At 61.2% G+C, this 1253-nt stretch carries 1 protein-coding gene; it reads right to left on the reverse strand.

From position 1 onward, the window contains the following. Positions 1-1253 (reverse strand): OprD family porin (locus tag AC1DH9_RS29395; RefSeq protein WP_477809360.1); only part of this gene is annotated, 1253 nt, incomplete at both ends.

The following is a 1253-nucleotide window of genomic DNA, read 5'->3' on the forward strand; positions in this document are numbered from 1 at the left end:
ATTCATCGGTGTCGGTATCCAGCGCACCATAGCCGTTGCCGCCACGGTTGGTGGCCCATTGCAGGCGCAGCGCCAGATCTTTGGCTGTGCCGCCCTGGACCACGTACTTGAGATCGACATCACGCTCCCAGTGTTTGGCATTTTTACCCGCTTCGTTATAGAAGCTGGCATAACCGCGACTGTTCGGGTCGACCTTGCTCAGGTCCAGCGTGCCACGCGAATACGACACGGCCGAGGTCAGGCCCGGCACACCGACGCCAGCGAAATCATAGGCGTACCTGAGCTTCCACGAACGCTCGTTCGGGCCGTTGAAGTCCGAATACTGCTGCGAGTTGTCGAGGAAGATGCTGTCGCCCTGGGCGATGTAATCGAACGGCGTGTTGCCGTTCACGCGCTGGTAAGCGGCGGTGACGCTGTGGCTACCGACGCCCACGGTGAAGTGCAGGCTGTAGGTGTTGTTGTCGATTTTGCCGAGCAGCGCATCGCCGGTGTCCTGGGTGTGATAGTAGTGCAGGCCCGGATTGAAGCTGACCAGTTCGTTGACTGCGTAGGTGTAGTCCAGGTCGTAGTAGTACTGGTGCCAGATGTCCTTGAGCTCGGACGCATAGAGGCTGCTGGTCAGGCCCGGCAGACCGCTCCAGGCCACACCGGCCCAGTTCAGGTGCTGGCTTTTGTCGCCGTCCGCCAGTTTGCCGTAGGACGTCCCGATGCGCTGGTGCCCGCTCTGGTTGTAAGGCTTGGTGAAGCTCGCCTGGCCGCCTTCGATCAGCCAGCCGTCGAAGCTGTGGTTGGTCAGGCTGACGCCACGAAAGGTCTGCGGCAGCATGCGGCTCATGCCGCCGGCGATCACCGGGTTGTTCAGGAACAGGTCGCCGGCTTTCAGTTCAGTGTCCAGGGCGCGCATTTTCAGGGTACCGCCAGCGCTTGAAAACGAGCCCGGTGCTTTGCCGCTGTCATCGCTGATCGGCAGGATACTCGAGCCACCGGTGCCGCCACCGCCGTCGAGTTTGAGCCCGAGCATGGCGTTGGCATCCACGCCAAAACCGACCGGGCCCTGGGTGTAGCCCGATTCGAAGAGACCGAGGAAACYCTGGCCCCATTCGATGTTGTCGTTAGTCTGCTGCTGACGGTTGCGGTTCAGGTAGTAGTTGCGGGCGTTGAGTTTAAGGCTCGAACCTTCAACGAAACCTTCGTGGCGGGAATCGTCGGCGGCCTGGACAGGTGCGGCCATCGTTGCGGCCATTGCAATGAAC

It is taken from the genome of Pseudomonas sp. 05T35 (assembly GCF_056396605.1).